The sequence below is a fragment of the Murdochiella massiliensis genome, from assembly GCF_900059565.1.
Classification (GTDB): Bacteria; Bacillota; Clostridia; order Tissierellales; family Peptoniphilaceae; genus Murdochiella; species Murdochiella massiliensis.
Map to the genome: position 1 here is coordinate 239792 of NZ_FIZW01000002.1, position 18460 is coordinate 258251.

At 48.1% G+C, this 18460-nt stretch carries 15 protein-coding genes; 3 read left to right on the forward strand and 12 right to left on the reverse strand.

Going from position 1 to position 18460, the window contains the following annotated elements; all coding sequences use genetic code 11:
- Positions 1-109: 109 nt before the first annotated feature.
- Positions 110-568 (reverse strand): hypothetical protein, encoded by a 459-nt coding sequence (locus BN3910_RS02770; RefSeq protein ID WP_066924095.1) that lies wholly within the window; start codon positions 566-568, stop codon positions 110-112.
- A gap of 24 nt (positions 569-592) precedes the next feature.
- The gene (locus BN3910_RS02775; RefSeq protein ID WP_066924097.1) at positions 593-1150 is read right to left on the reverse strand and encodes a YtxH domain-containing protein; all 558 of its coding nucleotides are present in this window, start codon (positions 1148-1150) and stop codon (positions 593-595) included.
- Between the two features lie 504 nt (positions 1151-1654).
- On the opposite strand from BN3910_RS02775, the gene BN3910_RS02780 reads away from it, so the two are divergent.
- From BN3910_RS02780 to BN3910_RS02790, 3 genes are all read left to right on the forward strand, one after another.
- Positions 1655-2452, forward strand: coding sequence for an NAD(+)/NADH kinase (locus tag BN3910_RS02780; protein ID WP_066924100.1), 798 nt, complete (start codon positions 1655-1657; stop codon positions 2450-2452).
- A gap of 82 nt (positions 2453-2534) precedes the next feature.
- Complete coding sequence (gene trkA, locus BN3910_RS02785; RefSeq protein WP_066924102.1) at positions 2535-3896, forward strand: Trk system potassium transporter TrkA; 1362 nt, start codon at positions 2535-2537, stop codon at positions 3894-3896.
- Positions 3893-5353: a TrkH family potassium uptake protein gene (locus tag BN3910_RS02790; RefSeq protein WP_066924104.1), complete on the forward strand. Its 1461-nt coding sequence runs from the start codon at positions 3893-3895 to the stop codon at positions 5351-5353. Before trkA ends, BN3910_RS02790 begins: the two co-directional genes overlap by 4 nt.
- A 70-nt stretch (positions 5354-5423) precedes the next feature.
- Here the strand turns inward: BN3910_RS02790 and BN3910_RS02795 are convergent, their stop codons facing one another.
- From BN3910_RS02795 to tpiA, 10 genes are all read right to left on the reverse strand, one after another.
- The gene (locus BN3910_RS02795) at positions 5424-6818 is read right to left on the reverse strand and encodes a peptidoglycan D,D-transpeptidase FtsI family protein (protein WP_066924106.1); all 1395 of its coding nucleotides are present in this window, start codon (positions 6816-6818) and stop codon (positions 5424-5426) included.
- Positions 6805-8088, reverse strand: a complete 1284-nt coding sequence (locus BN3910_RS02800; protein WP_066924108.1) for an FtsW/RodA/SpoVE family cell cycle protein — start codon at positions 8086-8088, stop codon at positions 6805-6807. Before BN3910_RS02800 ends, BN3910_RS02795 begins: the two co-directional genes overlap by 14 nt.
- Positions 8078-8584: an FHA domain-containing protein gene (locus tag BN3910_RS02805; RefSeq protein WP_066924110.1), complete on the reverse strand. Its 507-nt coding sequence runs from the start codon at positions 8582-8584 to the stop codon at positions 8078-8080. The genes BN3910_RS02800 and BN3910_RS02805 overlap by 11 nt, the downstream gene beginning before the upstream one ends.
- A 137-nt stretch (positions 8585-8721) precedes the next feature.
- Positions 8722-10416 carry a phospho-sugar mutase gene (locus BN3910_RS02810; RefSeq protein ID WP_066924112.1) on the reverse strand — a complete coding sequence of 565 codons (1695 nt, stop codon included), beginning with the start codon at positions 10414-10416 and terminating at the stop codon, positions 8722-8724.
- Between the two features lie 68 nt (positions 10417-10484).
- Complete coding sequence (gene pulA / locus BN3910_RS02815) at positions 10485-12446, reverse strand: type I pullulanase (protein WP_066924114.1); 1962 nt, start codon at positions 12444-12446, stop codon at positions 10485-10487.
- Complete coding sequence (glgA, locus tag BN3910_RS02820; protein ID WP_066924116.1) at positions 12443-13897, reverse strand: glycogen synthase GlgA; 1455 nt, start codon at positions 13895-13897, stop codon at positions 12443-12445. Before glgA ends, pulA begins: the two co-directional genes overlap by 4 nt.
- 3 nt (positions 13898-13900) lie before the next feature.
- Positions 13901-15028, reverse strand: a complete 1128-nt coding sequence (gene glgD / locus BN3910_RS02825; protein WP_066924118.1) for a glucose-1-phosphate adenylyltransferase subunit GlgD — start codon at positions 15026-15028, stop codon at positions 13901-13903.
- A 3-nt stretch (positions 15029-15031) separates the two neighbouring features.
- Positions 15032-16171: a glucose-1-phosphate adenylyltransferase gene (locus BN3910_RS02830; protein ID WP_066924120.1), complete on the reverse strand. Its 1140-nt coding sequence runs from the start codon at positions 16169-16171 to the stop codon at positions 15032-15034.
- Between the two features lie 190 nt (positions 16172-16361).
- A complete protein-coding gene (gene eno / locus BN3910_RS02835) occupies positions 16362-17669 on the reverse strand; it encodes a phosphopyruvate hydratase (protein ID WP_066924122.1) in 1308 nt (435 codons plus the stop codon).
- A gap of 31 nt (positions 17670-17700) precedes the next feature.
- The gene (gene tpiA, locus BN3910_RS02840) at positions 17701-18456 is read right to left on the reverse strand and encodes a triose-phosphate isomerase (RefSeq protein WP_066924124.1); all 756 of its coding nucleotides are present in this window, start codon (positions 18454-18456) and stop codon (positions 17701-17703) included.
- Between the last annotated feature and the right edge of the window lie 4 nt (positions 18457-18460).

An 18460-nucleotide genomic window follows, 5' to 3' on the forward strand; every position in this document is an offset into this window, starting at 1 on the left:
ATGAAGCGTTATGGAAAAAAGGGATTAACCTTTTCACAAGAAAAGAAGCGTCCATACGGGCGCTTCTTCCGAAACATATTTTATTTTTTGATACGCTTAGCCGTTCGCCTTACTTGTGTAGGACATCGCGTATGATGCGTAATATTTCTTTCGCATAGTTTAATGTGGAACTTCCTCGATTGACGTTAGTCGAGATGAGATCGGCCGTATCCACTGCTGTCGTGGCTACATACTGCACCGTGTCTGCGACATCGCTGCTTAGTCGATTGGCATTTTCCAATGTTGTTTTTGCCTGGGCAAGTGACTCGACAATGGAATCGGAAGAATTGTCAAGAATGGTATTCACTTTATCCAAGGTATGATCCACCCGCTCCGTCAGCACGGGTAAGGATTTTATCGTCGCATCCAGTTCCTCACCGTTTTTTTCTATGACCTCCTGTAATGCGCATGTCATCGTTTTCAGATTTTTCAACACCTGAATGAGTACAACAACCGCAACAATCAGCAGAACGAGCAAGGCGAATAGCAAGACATCCTGCAAAGATACGGTTAAGGTCAAGTTGTTCATCGCAAACCTCCTGACTGTTCGCCGTTATTTATCCGCCTTTTTCGCCGTCTCTTTGACGTCTTTTTTAACGTCCTTGGCCGCATCCTTCACATCGTCAGCGGCTTTCTTTGCGCCTTCTTTCAGATCTTCCGCCGCCTTTTTAGCGCCTTTTCCGGCATCGTCGGCAACTTCCTTCGCGCCTTCTTTTACAACTTCCGCTTTATCGCTCGCCTCTTCTTTTGCCTTAGCAATCTCAACTTTCACGCCATGAACGGATTCTTCGTACTGCTCACCCAAGTCTTCCATTTTCTCCTGAATAGCAGGACGAATCTGGCTTAATTTTTCTCCGACATCATTGCCGAAATCACGTGCAAGATTGACGTATTCATCCGCTTTATCGCGAACAATGTCACCCGCTTCTTTGGCCTTCTTTGCGATATCCTGACGCGTCTCTTCACCGGACTGCGGTGCAGTCAAAATGCCGATTCCGGCGCCGATGGCGGCACCGATAAGCAAACCGAGGCCCACCTTCTTGCTATCTTCGCGACGTGCGCGATTGACGCGTTCTCTGTTTTTCGCTTCAATATAATCGATAATCCCCATAACAACTCCATTTCTTTACTATTCCTGTTTGCATGATGCCCGTAATCTTCGTGCATATCCGGCATCTCACGTCCTTACGGTGTTCGCTTGCTAAAGCCTGACACCTTACCTTACGTTCTTAATTATACCCAACTCGTTAACATAAAAACTCCCGCCGTTCAGGCGGGAGGAATAGACAAATCCTTGGGCCTTACTCGTTTAATACCTTCTGTATGTGAAGGTGGGACAGCTGCCTTGCTCTTCCGACTTCCCCTCCGAGGGGGCTTGTCTTCGGTTGTAGGACTCCGCCGTTCCTTATAAGATGCGTAGGTTTAATTTTCAGGCGTATCCAAGGACAACTTGAGTGTAGCATACCTTTTCCTCTTGTACAAGAGTTGTCCTATGTAGCGTCATCGTGATAGCCCCTCCTCTCCGTTATCTGATCGGCTATTTTTCACCAATTCTCATTTTCCTCTTTGCAAGATGTGATACCATAACTGCAGTACGGTTGGGAAGGAATTCCAGATGAAAACGATCAATCTTTTTTGCAAACCGGATAAGGCTTCTGCTGTTGTTCATCAGCAAGTGCAGCATTTTTTTCAAGATCACGGCTATGGGATCTCCCGAGTTTATGACGAACGCGCGGAATATAATGTCGTTATCGGTGGGGACGGAACGTTTCTTCGTGCTGTACATTCCACAAACTTTTCTTCCATTCCCTTCTTTGGCATCAATACAGGCCACTTGGGTTTTTTTCAGGAAGTCAATACCACCGATTTAGAAGAACATCTCACCCAATTGCTTCATAAACAGTATGAGATTCATCCTCAGGGATTATTGGGCGTTCACGTGGAGACATCCGCTTGGCCTTATACTTTGCTTGCGGTAAATGAATTTTTAGTACAAAGCAATGATGAACACATCCTTCATCTGGGCGTGAATATTGATGATGTCGATTTTATCAACACCTCCGGGGACGGTCTCATGTTCTCGACTCCGGCCGGTTCAACCGCCTATAACCTTTCGGCCGGCGGATCTATTCTGCATCAAACGCTCAACGGCTATCAGATCACCGCCCTACATCCCGTACGTTCCAAAAGTTTTGATTCTTTACCCACTTCTTTGGTTCTGCCTTCCGAATCCAAAACGGTGCTCGCCATAGACAAAAGCGATTGCGATCGTATTGCACTTGTCGGAGATGGTGTCTCGCATCGATTTCGCCACGTCAAACGGTTCACTTTTTTCGTTCCGGACGAAACTATTCATCGCGTGATCTTTCGTACAAACTGGTATTGGAAAAATTTACGTGATAAACTTTTCTGACCGATGCGCATAAGCGATCGAATGAGAGAAATATCGTCGACCTTCACATGGTTTTTGATGATAAAAAATAAAAGGAGATAAGATGGACATTGTTATCGTCGGTGCGGGAAAGATGGGCGAAGAGCTCTGTCGAAGTCTTTCCGCCGAAGGGCACAACATCACGTTAATTGAAAAAAATCCGGATCGCTTGCAGTTAGTTCTCGAGACCTATGACATCACCGGTGTATTAGGAAACGGGTCCTTTTATGAAATTCAATCCCGCGCGAATGTCAACAAATGCGATATTTTCATCGCCGTCACCGAACAGGATGAAATGAACATCATTTCCTGTGTTATTGCCAACCGTATCGGTGCAAAATACACTGTAGCGCGAATCCGTACGCCGGAATACGCCGAACATTTGGATTTCACCTCCAAAAATTTAGGCATATCACTGATGGTTAATCCGGAACGCGAAGCTGCCCGCGAGATTTTCCGTACGTTGCAATTTCCTACGGCATTAAGCGTCGAATCCTTCGCGCACGGACAAGTGAATATGGTCGAGCTCCTTGTTAAAGAGGACAGCCCCATGATCGGCATGAACATGATCGCGTTTCGCAAGCGTTTCCCTGGCCTTATCACCGCGATTATTCAGGAGAATGATCGTTCGGTCATTCCCACCGGCGAAACGACATTTCAGGCAGGGCAGCATTTCTATGTTCTCGGAGAACATAAGGATTTGCGCAACCTCTATGCGGAATTTGGCGGCCTCTCGCGCATTAAATCGGTGCTCATCGTAGGTGGTGGCCGTATCGCGCGCTATGTCCTGGATATGCACCGCAAAACCTCGAAACACATCAAGCTGATTGAAGCCAATGAACTCATTGCCAATGATCTGGCGGAGGAATTTCCCAATTTTGAGATCATTTTAGGTGACGGTACCGATCAGGCGTTGCTTAAAGAAGAAAACATCCATCAATATGACTGTCTGGTCGCCATGACCGGCATTGATGAAGAAAATATCATCCTCTCCATGTTTGCCGCCTCAGAAGGTGTTCCGCGCACGATTACAAAGGTTAACCGTCTGGCTCTATTGCCCATTGCCTTCAGCGTCGGCGTACAATCCATGATCACCCCCGTCAATTTGGGCGCGACGGCCATTATCCGCTACGTGCGTTCCATTGACAACGCTTCACAGAGTTCCAACATTGAAGCGCTCTATCGCGTGCGCAGCAGTTCGGTTGAAATTATGCAGTGCTTTGCTCGTCCAACCTTCCATGCGATTGATGTGCCTCTGTCGCAGGTTAAGTTCCGTGAGGGTGTGCTCGTTGCCTTGATCGTACGTGATCATGAGATTATCATCCCCTCCGGACATGATACGATTCAGGTGGGGGATCACGTTCTTGTCGTATCCAATCAAGGTGAGGCCAATGAATTAAACGGCTTTTTACGAGGTGAAGGATGAACCATTCCATTACGCGCTACATCATGGGAAGAGTGTATGGCGTATTTTCCATGCTACTCACTCTGCCCCTCGTTATTTCTCTTCTTTATCAGGAAAGTTGGAATCATCAGATCGCATGGCTTATCGCTATTGCGCTGTCGTTGATACTGTTTTTTTTGTTTGGACGTAAGCAGCCTTCCGATGCCGAATTCTATGCGCGGGAAGGCTTGGTGATGTGCGCCCTGCTCTGGCTGACTCTGTCCCTTATCGGAGGACTCCCCCTCTATCTTACAGGCGAATTCCCCAGCATCATCGATGCTTTTTTTGAGATTGCTTCGGGCTTAACGACAACAGGTGCATCCGTTTCCCTTAACGTTGAACTCCTCAGCCATTCGGTTCTCTTCTGGCGTTCCTTTACCCACTTCATCGGAGGAATGGGCGTGCTGGTCTTTGTACTCGCTTTGACACCCCATGCTTCCTCCAGTTCGGTGCAGATTGCTAAAGCGGAGATGCCGGGACCTGCCTTCGGTAAGTTGGTGGCCAAGCTTTCCGACACGGCGCGCATTTTGTATGGCATATATCTATCACTCACGGTGATTTTAATTGTATTTCTCCTGTTGGGGAATATGCCACTTTTTGACGCCGTCTGCCATGCTTTCGGTACGGCAGGAACAGGTGGATTCAGCGTAAAATCCGCTTCTATCGGTTATTATCAATCCTCGTATATTGAATGGGTTCTCGGCATCGGCATGCTGGTCTTTACGGTAAACATCAATCTCTACTACTTTGTACTGATCGGTCACGCGAAAAAGATGATCAACAACGAAGAATTTCGTTGGTTTTTGGGCATATTCGGTGTTCTTTTTTCCGCATTGACACTATGCCAGCTGAATTACGGCGCTACGACACCGGCCACCACCGTACGGGATTCCTTTTTCTCCCTTTCGTCCGTACTTTCGACTACCGGTTTCTGCACGGCGGACTTTGCGCGCTGGCCACTCTTTTCGCGCGTCATTTTGCTCATCGCCATGGTCATTGGCGGATGCGGCGGATCCACAGCAGGAGGATTTAAAGTTTCACGCGTAGCGATTACCGTCAAATCCGCATTTCGCACGCTGACACAAACACGCCATCCGCGTCGCGTTGTACCGTTGCACTTTGACGGAGAGGCTATGGACGGTCCTTCGCTGCGCAAGCTCTATGGTTATCTTGCCATTTACTTACTTTGCATTATTGTTCTACTTTTGATCGTTTGTCTGGATCCCCTTACGGATACTTTAGAGACGGCAGTATCCACCGTATTCGCAACCTTTAATAATGTTGGACCCGGTCTGGGAAAAGTGGTCGGTCCCACCGGAAATTATGCAGGATATCGCACCTTTACCAAATTCATGTTGACAGTGGGTATGATTGCCGGACGACTCGAAATTTGGCCCGTACTTATTCTGTTTGCGCCACGTACATGGAAAAAGCACTGAGAAAAAGCAGCACACTAACCGCGATAGCAAAGGCGAATCCGTTCCAACATCCCTTGTGTTCGTCTTACCACTATTCCTGCGTTGCCAGGGCTTGCGAAAGAATTTCAGCCACAACCGGCAGCGCCGCTTCGCCGCCGGAACGTCCATCGTCTTCCAGGACAACGCAAACCACCACACGAGGGTCTTCCGCAGGAGCAAAGCCGATTGTCCACGCGTTGGTGGAGTTATTTGCGGTTTCCGCCGTTCCGGTCTTTCCTCCGGCACTTTGTCCCAGTGCGTCGGAAAGGCCGATCGTATCACCGGTTGCGACCAGATCTTCGCGAAGAATTGCTGCATGGGAAGCGGAAATCCGGTTCAGAACATTCGGCTTTGTCGGTTTGATTTCTTCTCCGGCAGGCGTGAGAAAGTTCTTCACGATATGCGGTTCCAACACTTTTCCCCCATTTGCAAAAGCGGCATAGGCTACGGTCATCTGTAACGGCGTGACCAGAACATCGCCTTGTCCGAAACTGTCGGAAACTTTCAAATTAACGTCCATGCCTTCCTTGTAATCGGCAGTGGACTTTGCCGTCGGCAACAGGAACGGCAATTCCTTATTAAATCCCACCGACTCCATTGCCTGTCTGAGCACGGAAGGATCCATATTTTTTGTCTTATCGATAAAGTACACATTCGATGAGTGCATAAGCGCTTCTTTTAAGCCGATTTCTCCATACGCCGCTTCGCCGGCATTGGTATAACGCTTGCCGTCTACCGTCGTTTCTCCCTTGTCCTCATAATTCAAATCCAAGCCTTGGCTTAATAACGCCAGAGCTGTGATCGGCTTAATGACGGAACCCGGCGTATATCGTCCGAGGGTGGTGCGTGGAAAGAGCACATCGCCTTCATCTTCAATCAGCTCGTTCCAACGTTCGTCCACATCATTCACATTGAACGAGGGAAGTGAAACCATCGCCAGGATTTCCCCCGTTTTCACATCCATAGCGATCGCCGCACCCTTATGGCCTTCCATCGCGCTATAGGCACAATATTGCAAATCATTGTCAATCGTAAGAACAGCGTCGTTTCCCGTTCCTTCGTTCAGTACCGTTCCGCGCAGAGCCGCAATGGGGTTATCGCTCGATAAGTTAAGCAATTCGCTATTGAGCGCTTTTTCCAAACCGGTTTTACCATATAAGCCGGAATGATATCCGATCAGATGAGAATACATATTCGGGTGATTGGAATAACGATAATATTCGCCGTCTTCATCTTTCTCCCGTCCGACAAGTTCCTGTCCGTTCCGATCATAAAAACGCCCGCGACCAAAATGCGTTTCATCTACCCAATTTCGCATATTCATCGAATTGGCACGCAAGTCCGGCGCTTTGACCAATTGAAAAAACACCAAGTACAACACCAGACCGAGAAAAAGCACTAAAAACAGGCCGACAACAATCGCCAATCGACGTTTACTTCGTTCCATGAAGACCTCCTTTATACGGCATATGCTCCGAGCAGGTCTGCAGAATGGCAAGTAAAAGAAAACTGGAGAGAAGAGATGACCCGCCATAGGTTAAAAACGGCACAGTAATACCCGTCAAGGGAATTACCTTCAACACGCCGGCAAACATAATGATCGCCTGAGAAGCGAAAATAGCGCTCACTGCAACTGCCGCCGCCGCATAAAAATCACGCTCTTGCTGCATTGCAATTTTGATGCCGCGATAGAGGAGCAGCACAAAAAGCAGAATCAGACAGATACCCATAAATGAGCCCATCTCCTCAATAACCGAAGCATAGATAAAATCCGAATGACCGAGAGGCACGCTTTCTGGATGGCCCATCCCGATTCCGGTACCGAAAAAGCTGCCTTCCGCAACGGCAAAAAGAGCCTGTATGATTTGGTAGCCTTTATCGTTAAAGTCCTGCCAGGGATCCCACCACATGGCAAAACGGACGCGCACATGGCTGAAAAGATGATACGCCATATATAAACCGACCAACGCCAGAAGGAAGTTCACCACCGGTATCCAACGCCGCCGTTCAAAGGCGATTTGCGTGGTTAACAGCGTTGCAAAAAACACGGCCGCCGTACCCAGTTCACGCTGCAACAGAAATAGGCCAAGCAACACATAGACTAAAACAGTCAAGGAAATACGCCCTAAAAATGTCTTCTCATGCTGTTCATAATTCTTGTACCACGAGGCAAGAAACAGCACAAACGGCACCTTCGCAAATTCAGAAGGCTGCACGCGAACGCCGGCAATCGAAATCCAGTTACGCGCTCCACCGAAGGTTATGCCGAAAGCCAGGGTGATGAGAAAAAGAAGGATCGTAACGACGAAATAAAATATCGTGTGCCCCTCCCAAAGCTGAGGCGTATTGCGCAGAACAAAAGTCACCACGAAAAAAGCGACGAGGCTTGCAAGATAAATCATCAGCTGTCGTTCTCCCCGACCGGGATCAAGGCGATAGATCATAATGATGCCGATGGTGAAAATCATGTTGGCGATAAGCAGGAGATAGCTGTCCCCCTTTGTCACTACATGTAAAATCGTCAATGAAAGTAAGGACACGAGCAAAAGCCCGCCTCCAAACAGAAGGGATTGTTCATTGAGCTCTTTGATCTGAAAAAGATATACCAGAAAAATAGCCAGGAACTGAAACAGAAACAGCAACCACTTCGTCTGTGCAAAAGCTGCTTTCGCACGCTGTGCCGTCGGTTCCTGTCGATGGAGTAAATCAGTCTTCATGTTCTTCCTCGTTCAAAAACACAAAATGGAGACCGCCAAGGGAGACGATATCTCGAGAATGCAGTTCTGTCGGTTGAAGGACGGTGCCGTCATTCACCGTTGTCGGATTGGTGGATTGTAAATCGTCAATAAAAAAATGACGTCCGTTCTGCACGATAACGGCTTGATGTTTGCTCATCTGGCGATCCTTGATGACAATCGTGTTATCATCCGCACGTCCAATTGAGGTGTTGTCCGAAAGATAATATTCATCCCGCAAAGGAAAATCATAGTCTTGCGGATTGCTCAACAGTCGTAAGGACGCCGCCTGTACAGGTCGATGCGTAGCCGTTTGCTGAATGTCCATCGTGATCATGCGCACAATACGACTCACAAAAGACAGGACGATGAGGACAAATACAAATTTAAGCACGGTGGAAAGAATCATGTAGAGCGTAATCTTTCCAAACAATTCCGTAAAAAACAATGCTTCCATAGCGTTAAAAAATTCATTCATCGCTTCGCCTCAATTCTATGGGTAATTAACGTCCTCATCTTACGAGTCTTCTGTGACGATTTTTTGTATATGCGCATGATGTTTTTGCTCCTTCATGCAAAAAAAGCCCTCCTGCGGAAGAAGCAGGAGGGCGATGCTTATTTCACGCTGTGCATCTGCGCGGTAATCTTCTCCGTCAATTCGTCACAAATGGCATTGGCCTCTTGTTCCTGTTCCCCTACCGAATAGACATAGAGCTTAATTTTGGGTTCCGTTCCTGAGGGACGAATCGCACACCAACTCTCGTCATCAAACTCGTATTTTAAGACATTGGATTTAGGCAGTCCGGTGTCATCATTAAGATAATCCAATACCTTAATGACCTTGCGCTCTCCGGCATCCTTAATTCCCTTCTCGCGGAAAGTGTCCATAATGCGCCCGATGAGCGCCTGTCCGTCCGCTCCCTCCTTCACAATGGAAATCAACTTATTCCCATAATAGCCATACTCCTCGTAGATATCGTGCAAAATATCCAGAAGTGTTTTTTTCTGCGTTTTCTTGTAAAAGGCCGCTGCTTCAACAAGCAGCATTGCCGAAGAAACAGCATCCTTATCCCGCACAAATTCACCGTGATTGTACCCGATGCTTTCCTCGTAGCCGAACACAAAGGTATGTTCTTTTGTGGTATCCCATTCGTTAACCGGAGCGGCAATGTTCTTAAAACCGGTGAGAACATCAAAAAGGGCCAGCCCGTACTTTTTTGTAATCTTTCGCGCAATATCGCCGGTCACGATGGATTTAATAACAGCACCGTCTTTTGGCAATTTCCCCGTAGCAGCCATCTCCGAAACAATATAATGTGTAAGCAAAGCGCCGATATGGTTTCCATTGAAAAATTGATACGTGCCGTCGGGCTTGCGCACTTCCAGAGCCAAACGGTCGGAATCCGGATCGGAGGCGATCAGCAGTTCCGCGCTCACTTCCTGTCCTTTTTTTTCTGCCAGGCGGAAGCACTCCGGACGTTCCGGATTGGGATAGCCGGTCGTAGTGAAATCCGGATCCGGTTCAATTTCTTCCTCAACAAGTGTAATGCCGGTAAACCCTCTGCGTGTCAACACCGTACGGATAGGAATGTTTCCGCATCCGTTAAGTGGTGAATACACAAACGGCACAGATTTGTCGACATCCTCATGAATAGCCAGCGCAAGCACCTTGTCCAGGTAACGTTCCATCAGACTGTCGTCGATGAGAACAATTTTCCCTTCGGATACCCCCTGATCGAAAGCGATGCGTTCAATACACCCATCCTTCTCACACGCATGAATGTTTTTTTCGATTTTTTCCGCCCAGTCATCCAGAATCTGTGAGCCGGCTGTGCCGTATGCTTTATAGCCATTATACTCTCGCGGATTGTGTGACGCGGTCACCATCACGCCGGCAAAGGCACCAAGATCCCGAATGGTATACGACAAAACCGGTGTCGGCACAATATCCCGATGCAGGTATACGCGAATGCCGTGCGCAGCAAAAATCTGCGCCGAGAGATGCGCAAATTCACGTGACATATGGCGTACATCATAACCGATGGCGACGCCTTTTTTCTTGGCTTCTTCCCCACAATCCGCAATCATGCGTGCAAAGCCTTCCGTAGCACGACCGACGGTTACCACGTTCATACGATTGGTTCCTGCGCCCAGTTTTCCGCGAAGGCCTGCCGTACCGAAGCTCAACGATTGATAAAAGCGATCTTTGATTTCTTCTTCATTGCCCCGAATCGCAACCAATTCGTCCTTCAAGTTTACATCCAGGCTCTCATCTGACAGCCATTGTTCATAAACAGAATGATACTCCACAATACCCTCCTTACGGTTTTGTCTCGACGATGTGTCCCAATTCGGGATCATTCGTAATCCTTTCTTCCTCAATACAGTACATGAACGCGAAAAAGCGTCATGGAAATCGGTGCTAACGGTAAATGCAGGCGATCGGTACGACTGACCTCTACACGATTGCCCGAAACGAATCCCCAACGATCAAAAATGCGTTGTGCTTCAATGCGTTCCGCATGAAGCGCATCGAAGAGAACCGTGATGTCTGCCGAAAAATCCCACCAGCCGTCATGAAACAGAGAAACGAGATAATCTCCATTGCAGCGATCGCCTAAACGATAGCTCACGCCAATAACCGACGGTTCTTCAATGGGCAAAATGTTTACCCGTTCACGCACTTCTGCACCGGTCTTTAATCGAAAAACCGGATAGGTCTTTCGTAACGTGATCAGGTCCTGCACATATCGAAATAAGGTTCGATTCTCTTCTTTCTTGCACCAATCGATGGCGTTAATCGCATACGGTGCACAATAGGAATTGCTATTCATCTTTTTTGAACGGCGAAATGCATTTCCGGCATGGAAAAAGGGAATGCCCTGCGCTGTAAACAGAATACTGAAAGCCAACTTGGTCATGGCCTCGCGATGCTCAGCGCCGTTCAGCGATAAGGTCAACTTATCCTCCAGAATGAGATTATCGTGTGCGCAAAAATAGTTGATCGAGTTTAACGGATCATCCAATCCTCCATTGTGCCCTGTGCCGTAGTTGATGGATCCTAAAAGCCCAATTTCCGTCCACCGTTTCCCAAGTGGATTGCCTTGAACAAATCCCCGACCGCTTCCTTCCACGCCTCCGCAGAGCGCATCGCGAAACGATGCATTAAATAGAGAAAAGCTTTGTCCGTTTTGAGCCCCCCACCGCGTTTGTTGTTTTTCCGGCAAGGCGGAATACGCTCCGACCCAAGGCTCTCCATAGACGATCGTATTGGGGTTAACTCGCCGCAATTCTTTAATGGCCATACGAACGGTCTCCTGATCCGTTAAAGCCATCAAATCAAAGCGAAAACCATCGACAAGATATTCTTTTTGCCAATACAATAACGACTCCAGAATAAACTTGCGCATCATAGGCGCTTCCGAAGCAATTTCATTTCCTACCCCGGAGCCGTCTGAAAAGCTGTCGTTCTCCTTGCGATAATAATAATCGGGAACAAGGAGATTGAAAACCGAATCTTTTGTACGAAAAGTGTGATTATATACAACGTCCAAAATCACGCCGATTCCGGCTTCATGCAGCTTCTGTATGGCCGTTTTCAGCTCACGAATACGCGCTTTCGGATCAAAGGGATCTGTAGCATACGCTCCCTCCGGCACGTTGTAGAGATGCGGGTCATAACCCCAGTTGTAGTTGTCTTCCGCACCGAAACGCGAAGGGTGTTCATCCACCGTTGCATTTTCAGCAATGGGCATCAAGTGTACATGAGTAATCCCCAACTCTTTAAGATGCGCCAGTCCCGTTTTTACCCCATTATAGGCACTGTCTTCGACAAGACCCAAATATTTACCCGAAAACTTTGCTCCACTGTGTTCATGAAAGGAATAATCGCCGACGTGAAGCTCATACAGGATCGCGTCCTCCTCTTTTGTCTGCACATAGGTATTTTGGCGAAATCCGTCCGGATCCGTCGACAAAAGATCCACAACGGCACTCCGCCGTCCGTTAAGCGAAGCGGAAACGCAATACGGATCCGGCACCTCCACACCATCAACAAAATAGGTATAAAAATAGCCGTCCCAATCCCCTTCTACGCAAGCTGAATAAACGCCATCCTGATTCTGCATATCCACCGTTTGGCATATTCCGCCTTCCGCCGATGCAAAAAGGCGAAGCGAAATATGACGCTTCGTGGGCGCCCAGACACGAAAAACACTTCGACTTTTGGTATAGGTTACGCCGAGCGTGCTTGCAAGCGCATGGGCGGATGCGACCGGAAGAATCGGTCTTTCCACACACACAGAGGTTGTTTGTCCCGGTTGTTCTCTTTCTAAGATCATCGTGTATCCGTTCCTTGTCCAAAAGGATTCAACGATTGATAAAGCGCCAGATATTTCCGACTGGATACCTGCCAGCTGAGGTCCTTAGTCATCCCATTTTTCTGTAAAAGGGAAAAATCCTGGGGGTGCCTGCGATAAACTTCACAGGCCCGTTGCATAGTATACAGCAGGTCATGCGCATTCACGTTGGCGAAGGTAAATCCTTCGCCTGTCTTTTCATATTGATTGTACGGCAGCACCGAATCGCGAAGGCCGCCGGCCTCGCGCACCAACGGCACGCATCCGTAGCGCATTGCAATCATTTGGGAGAGCCCGCATGGTTCAATCATGGACGGCATTAATAAGAGATCTGCACCGGCGTAGACTTCGTGCGATTCGCGCGTCGAAAAATGAATTCGCGCGGCTATTTTTTCCGGATATGTGTCCGCAAAATAATGGAACATTTCTTCATAGGTCGCATCTCCCGTGCCGACGACGACAAACTGCACATCTTCCTGGAGAAATTCTTCCAGAATATAGCGGACAAGATCCAGTCCCTTCATCGCATTTAATCTCGTCACCATCCCAAAGAGCGGGACATCATCACGCACGGGCAGCCCCACTTCCTTCTGTAGAGCCTGTTTATTTTTCTTGCGCAGGGAAAGTGTACGCACGTCATATTGCTGCGCGATCACGTCGTCCGTTTGCGGATTCCAGACGTCTTCATCAATGCCGTTTAAAATGCCGGAAATCTTCCAGGAATACGCATTGATGACATTTTGCAGTCCTTCGGCAAAGAAGGGATAATGAATTTCTTCGGCATACGTTTCTGAAACCGTGTTCACTTTCGTCGCGTGTACAATCGCCGCTTTCATGAAATTGATCGATTCATAAAATTTCAGATCATAGTCGGAATAGTAGGCCGGATTGAGATTGGTCCAGAAGAAAAGATCCGGTGAAAACTGTCCCTGATACTTGAGATTATGAATCGTATAGAGCGAACGTGTTTCCCGATAAAAGTCATCGCCGCGGCGAAAATCATTGAGATATACGGGAACTAAGCCGGCATGCCAATCATTGGCATGAATAACGTCCACATTCCAGTCCAAAATGCGCGGCAGGCGCACGGCGGCCTTAGCGAAAAAGATGAAGCGTTCGCCATCATCAAACTGGCCGTAGATAGTCGGCCGTTTAAAATAGTATTCATTGTCCAAAAAATAATATGTGGCGCCATTGTACGTCAGTTCATAGACGCCGCAATACTCATTTTTCCATCCCACGCTCACTGCGAATTGGGTAACGAGACGCATCTCACGACGATACCTCTCATCAATTTGCGAATAAAGCGGAAGCACAACGCGACAATCACAGCCGATTAGATTCAGCGCTTTCGGTAAAGAAGCCGCTACATCTGCCAAACCGCCCGTTTTAATGAATGGCGCCGCCTCCGCCGCTACATACAGAATATTCATTTCTTACCTCGAAATCACTTCTTTCTTTCCCACCACAAACGGATGAGAGTACGCGCCGGCAAGGGTAACGCCTTCTTCTATCATCGCACGCTTATCGGTGATGGTGTTGACGACAACGGCGTTAGGACCGACAACGGTTTTTTCGTTCAAAATGCTGTTGCGTACTATGGCGTCTTTATGCACATGCACGCCGCGGGAAAGAATGGAGTTTTCCACCTGTCCTTCAACAATACAGCCATTCGCCACAAGACTGTTGCGTACATTGGCGCTGGGTGCATACATGGTCGACGGTTCATCTTTGGACTTGGTGTAAATCATGTTGTCACGGAAGAAGATTTCCTGATATAGGTTCTGATCCAAAAGACTCATGCTGGCCTGAAAATAAGAGTAGATGTCATGGATGACCAAAACGGGAGCGGAAACCTCATACACACCGATTTTCAACCGCTTTCTCTCCTTGTTAATCGCTTCAATAAGCGTCGTGGCCGAACCGCGTTCCAGAGCATGCTTGACCAGGTTCACAAAAACGGTGCGCTTTATGAACATACGCTCCAGATAAAGCGGAAACGCCTCATTTGTTCCCAGATTGATGCCCATGTTCACAAAATTGCCCTGTTCATCCAAAATCAGCTTACTCATATTGGTATAGACGCCGCCGCGATCCTCAATGTTTTTATAGAAGAGCAGGACATCGTTTCCGCTTTCTAAAAAGCGATCATACGCTTCATCCAGATCCGCTTTGGTAATCATCATCGGATTCATGACATGGATATTGGACGCCGTGGATTCCTCAAAAAAGGTAATCGAGTCATAGTACGTCTGAATGATACTCGGATGTTGATCCCAATTGCGACTGGGCGGATTGATAAATAAGCCGTTGTTTCGCCGATTCAGTTCCCAGTTCTTCCCGTCACCCACATGATCCAGCGTGGAACGAATATTGTTTCCGCCATAAAGGATGACACGAGACAGGCTGTAATTGGAAAGGCTGGAGAGAGCAAAGTCAATGATGCGATAACGCCCGCCGAAGGGAATCATATACTCCGGACGATTCTCGGAAAGTCGGCCGAAGTCGCGGTGACCGTGCTCACCGTCATAACGAGAATAAATAATGCCAAGACAATCTTTCATCGCCTACTCCTTTGTAATTTTTCCATCGGCAATCAAATAGATGGCTTCGGATTGATCCTGTCCGATCTGCTGATCCGCTTCAATGACCTCATTTTCGCCGATGACCGCGTGAGAGACTTTCGCTCCTTTTTTAATGACCGTGCCCGAAAGCACCACACTGTCCTTGACTTCCGCCCCCTCTTCCACGGTAACATTCGTAAACAAAACGCAGTGATCCACTTTGCCGTAAATGCGACACGCTTCATTGACCAGCGAATTGGTCACTTCCGCTTTTTCGCCGATATAATGCGGCGGAAGATTTTTCGCCGAGGTGTAAATACGCCAGTTTTTCTCATAAATATCCAAGCCATTGTGAGGATCAATCATGTCTAGATTGGCTTCCCAGTAGCTTTTGATGGTTCCTACGTCTTTCCAATAGCCCTTAAACCGATAGACATAAAGCGGCATTTTCGCCTTCAGCATTTTTGGGATGATGTCGTGGCCAAAGTCGTAGGTGGAATCCTTGTCGTTATAGTCCTCGACCAATGCCTTGCGCAGGGTTGGCCAGTTGAAAACGTAAATACCCATCGAGGCCAGATTGCTTTTCGGCTCTTTCGGTTTTTCCTCAAATTCTATGATGCGATCGTCCTCATCCGTATTCATGATGCCAAAACGGGAGGCTTCATCCCAAGGCACTTCCATAACCGCAATCGTAGCTTCTGCGCCTTTTTGGACATGAACATCCAAAAGACGATTGTAGTTCATTTTATAAATATGATCACCCGATAGAATCAAGACATATTTGGGGTTAAGATTATCCAAATAAGCGATGTTTTCATAAATTGCATTGGCGGTCCCATCATACCAACGTCCCCCCTCTTCCGAATAGAATGGAGAAAGCAAACGCAAGCCGCCATAAGTGCGGTCATAATCCCATGCGGTACCGATGCCGATATGTTCATTGAGTCGAAACGGCTTGTACTGTGTCAACACGCCGATATCATGAATATCCGAATTGGTGGCATTACTCAGAGCAAAGTCGATAATACGGTATTTCCCGCCAAAGGGGACTGCGGGCTTAGCAGTCTCTCGCGTCAGTGCTTTTAAGCGCGAGCCTTGTCCGCCTGCCAAAAGCATGCAAACCATGCCGCTTTGATTTCTCATTCGTGCTCCCTCCTTTATATGCATTCCTTTATCGTTATCTTACGGCAAAACGTTATCCTTCTTGTCTTATTTTACCATTTCCTGCAGGAAGATGGAATGAAAACGAATGCCTAAACGAAGGACGGTGTCGAAATCTCGACACCGTCCTTCGTTTTATTATTCTTTCGTATTGGAAATCGCAGAACGTCGCTTATTCCTGTTCCGGAAGATTATAGAAGGCATCCATTCCCGGATACACAGCTTCATCGGCAAACATATCCTCAATGCGTAGAAGCTGATTGTACTTTGCGACACGATCCGTGCGGCTTGGCGCTCCCGTCTTAATCTGACCGGCATTTGTCGCCACGACCAGATCCGCGATCGTCGTATCTTCACTTTCGCCGGAGCGATGTGAGACGATGGCCGTATAACCGGCGCGCTTTGCCATTTCGATGGCATCCAGCGTTTCCGTGAGCGTACCGATCTGATTGACCTTAATTAGAATGGCATTGGCCACGTTCATGGAAATGCCTTTCGCCAAGCGCTCCGTATTGGTAACGAACAGGTCATCGCCAACCAACTGGACTTTATTCCCAATACGTTCGGTCATCTTTTGCCAGCCCGCCCAATCTTCTTCCGCCAGGCCGTCTTCGATAGAGATGATGGGATATTTCGCGATCCATTCTTCCCAGAGATCGATCATTTCATCGGTTGTTTTGAATTCATCGGTTTTCCAGAAATAATAGCCTTCTTTACCGATTTTTTTGGCTTCTTCAAAAAGTTCAGTCGTAGCCGGATCCATCGCGATCATGAAGTCTGTTCCCGGCGTGAACCCTGCCGCTTCAATGGCTTTTACCAAATACTGCAACGGTTCTTCGTCGTTCTTGAAGTTCGGCGCAAAGCCGCCCTCATCCCCTACAGCGGTCGGATGGCCGTCTTTGGTCAACACACTTTTAAGCGTGTGGAACACTTCCGCACACTGTTCCAGCGCTTCCGACCAGGAACCGGCACCCACCGGCATAATCATGAATTCCTGGAAGTTAACCGAGTTATCCGCATGTTTTCCGCCGTTGATGACATTCATCATCGGTACAGGCAAGGTTTTGGCGTTTACACCGCCGATATAATTGTAAAGAGGCATCCCGTATTCATCAGCCGCCGCACGAGCGCAGGCCAGCGAAACACCCAGAATTGCATTCGCACCGAAGTTTGCCTTATTGGGCGTGCCGTCCGCTTCAATCATGGCGTGATCAATGCCCACCTGATCGCTGACTTCCCATCCCTCAAGAAGAGTCGCCAGCTCATTGTTCACATGATCAACGGCTTTCAATACGCCCTTGCCGCCGAACGCCTTCTCCCCGTCACGAAGCTCTACGGCTTCAAATGCACCGGTAGATGCTCCCGACGGAACAATCGCGCGACCAAAACCTCCAAGTTCCGTCGTAACTTCCACTTCCACTGTCGGATTGCCGCGGGAATCCAAAACCTGACGGGCATAGAGATCAATGATTTGTGACATAACCTTCTCCTTTTCTATTGGTTGTTACTCGTTAATCGAGGCGATAGTTGACTAAACTGATGAAGCTTGGTGCTTCCAAACTTGCACCGCCAACAAGTGCGCCGTCGATGTTTTCCTGTTCCATAATCTTCTTAATGTTCTCCGGCTTAACTGAACCGCCATAAAGAATGCGAACATTCTCCGCTGCAGCGGGAGAAATCATTGTCGCAATCTGTCGACGAATAAAGGCGGCCATTTCTTCCGCATCGGCATCGGATGCAGTTTTCCCGGTGCCGATCGCCCAAATCGGTTCATAGGCAATCACCAATTTTTTAAAGTCATCCGGTTTTACATTCTGCAGGGCCGACATCAATTGTCCCTGTACCTTCTCCTCTTGTTTTCCGGCTTCCCTCTCTTCCAGAGTCTCCCCCACGCAAAGAATGGGAAGAAGTCCCTTCGCTAAGGCGGCGTCGACTTTTTTCTGAATCAACGCATCCGATTCACCAAAGAGTTCACGACGCTCGGAATGACCGAGAATGACGTACTCCACCTGTAAATCTTTGAGCATGGCGGCGGAAATTTCACCGGTATAGGCACCGTGATCCTCATAGTGCATATTCTGCGCACCGAGGTGCAGTTGCGTATCGTCCATAACTTCGTTGACTGCCTGAAGATCAACTGCCGGTACACAAACCAACGCTTCAACTTCGTCATCCAATTCGATGGAATCAATTTGGCGCACCAGCATCTGCGCCTGATACGGCGTTTTGTTCATCTTCCAGTTGCCGGCAATGAGCGGCTTACGCATAATC

What these genes read in the sequence shown, in the direction of transcription:
- BN3910_RS02770 (WP_066924095.1), bottom strand. Translation starts at nt 568, where the DNA reads ATGAACAACTTGACCTTAACCGTATCTTTGCAGGATGTCTTGCTATTC.
- BN3910_RS02775 (WP_066924097.1), bottom strand. Translation starts at nt 1,150, where the DNA reads ATGGGGATTATCGATTATATTGAAGCGAAAAACAGAGAACGCGTCAAT.
- BN3910_RS02780 (WP_066924100.1), top strand. Translation starts at nt 1,655, where the DNA reads ATGAAAACGATCAATCTTTTTTGCAAACCGGATAAGGCTTCTGCTGTT.
- trkA (WP_066924102.1), top strand. Translation starts at nt 2,535, where the DNA reads ATGGACATTGTTATCGTCGGTGCGGGAAAGATGGGCGAAGAGCTCTGT.
- BN3910_RS02790 (WP_066924104.1), top strand. Translation starts at nt 3,893, where the DNA reads ATGAACCATTCCATTACGCGCTACATCATGGGAAGAGTGTATGGCGTA.
- BN3910_RS02795 (WP_066924106.1), bottom strand. Translation starts at nt 6,818, where the DNA reads ATGGAACGAAGTAAACGTCGATTGGCGATTGTTGTCGGCCTGTTTTTA.
- BN3910_RS02800 (WP_066924108.1), bottom strand. Translation starts at nt 8,088, where the DNA reads ATGAAGACTGATTTACTCCATCGACAGGAACCGACGGCACAGCGTGCG.
- BN3910_RS02805 (WP_066924110.1), bottom strand. Translation starts at nt 8,584, where the DNA reads ATGAATGAATTTTTTAACGCTATGGAAGCATTGTTTTTTACGGAATTG.
- pulA (WP_066924114.1), bottom strand. Translation starts at nt 12,446, where the DNA reads ATGATCTTAGAAAGAGAACAACCGGGACAAACAACCTCTGTGTGTGTG.
- glgA (WP_066924116.1), bottom strand. Translation starts at nt 13,897, where the DNA reads ATGAATATTCTGTATGTAGCGGCGGAGGCGGCGCCATTCATTAAAACG.
- glgD (WP_066924118.1), bottom strand. Translation starts at nt 15,028, where the DNA reads ATGAAAGATTGTCTTGGCATTATTTATTCTCGTTATGACGGTGAGCAC.
- BN3910_RS02830 (WP_066924120.1), bottom strand. Translation starts at nt 16,171, where the DNA reads ATGAGAAATCAAAGCGGCATGGTTTGCATGCTTTTGGCAGGCGGACAA.
- eno (WP_066924122.1), bottom strand. Translation starts at nt 17,669, where the DNA reads ATGTCACAAATCATTGATCTCTATGCCCGTCAGGTTTTGGATTCCCGC.
- tpiA (WP_066924124.1), bottom strand. Translation starts at nt 18,456, where the DNA reads ATGCGTAAGCCGCTCATTGCCGGCAACTGGAAGATGAACAAAACGCCG.